The organism is Pseudomonas sp. SDO5215_S409, from assembly GCF_054071325.1.
In genome coordinates, this window is sequence record NZ_JBSVWN010000145.1 from 1 (window position 1) to 1,058 (window position 1,058).

Annotated in this window: 1 protein-coding gene and 1 pseudogene; both read right to left on the minus strand. The window is 45.7% G+C overall.

What is annotated here, in order from left to right; translation table 11 throughout:
* Nucleotides 1–546: 546 nt before the first annotated feature.
* Complete coding sequence (locus tag ACW9H9_RS28620) at nt 547–840, minus strand: hypothetical protein (RefSeq protein WP_457346708.1); 294 nt, start codon at nt 838–840, stop codon at nt 547–549.
* Nucleotides 841–862: 22 nt separating this feature from the next.
* Nucleotides 863–1,058: pseudogene (locus ACW9H9_RS28625) on the minus strand (hypothetical protein); the annotation flags it as partial.

The following is a 1,058-nucleotide window of genomic DNA, read 5'->3' on the forward strand; positions in this document are numbered from 1 at the left end:
GCCTGCCTGACGGCAGGCCGTTACCGGCCCGCACACAAAAAATCTGACAGTCCCGGTGTTTTTTACGTCTCAGCTTGCGGTAGATACATATCGATCTGAAATAACGAGGTGTCTACGATGCCGAGGGCAGTCCACGGCGTCTAAAGTGTCAGATCAGCTCGATACGAGACTTTTACAGATAAATCAATATCAGCGCGACAATACCAATGTGATACTACCACAAGAACATATCGATATCGTCTAGAGCATCCGCGATTTGCCCTGAGATGATGTTGTCATCTAGATGTTCACGAAGAGCAATGAGTACTTTTTCTTTATCAAGCTGGCAGTGAGTCCTTGCTATATGTCCAAGACAAGTTTCTGCACCCCCTCTAACATCAGGGCTTTCGTTGCTGAGGAATTCTAAGCATGTATTCTGTGCCCATCTCCAATCAGAATCATTTAAAGCAACGGAGACGAGTGCCTCACAAATGACCTTAACATCCCTCGAAGCAAAAGCTTTTTCTAAAGCTCGCTTATTATAAGGTGGAAAATCTTGATAGTTAATTATCGCTTCTCACCAGTAAGAATATTACCTTTACGATCAACCATACCGGCCTGTTGCAAGGCTTTTTGCATGCCTGGATGCAAATCACGCCAAGAGCGGGCATGGCCGTGATAAATCGTATCTAGCGTTTTTTCAAAAAAAAAACTTTTAGAATCATAGTCAATTCCGACTCGGCGAGGAGATGTCGGTTTAACTTGAATCGAAAAATCTAGCGCTTCCTGACCATTAACCGGAACACGACTCTTAACTGCTTTATCGACTTTCCCGTGGTAGAGAGCAGCTTCATAGTCCAATCAGCGCATGGCGCCTGCACTTTCACCGGCAGCTCCTGTCGCGCTTGCACCAGTGGCTTAAGCTATTTTCATCAAAGGCATCTTTCAAAATAGAACGAACGCTGTCGTCCAACTCCTGAGCGACAAAACGTTCTATTAATGTGCCGCCACTGCTCATAACCATTCCTAAGGATGGTCTGAAGTAGGCCACTATGTTTCGACAGCCGAGCCATAGACGC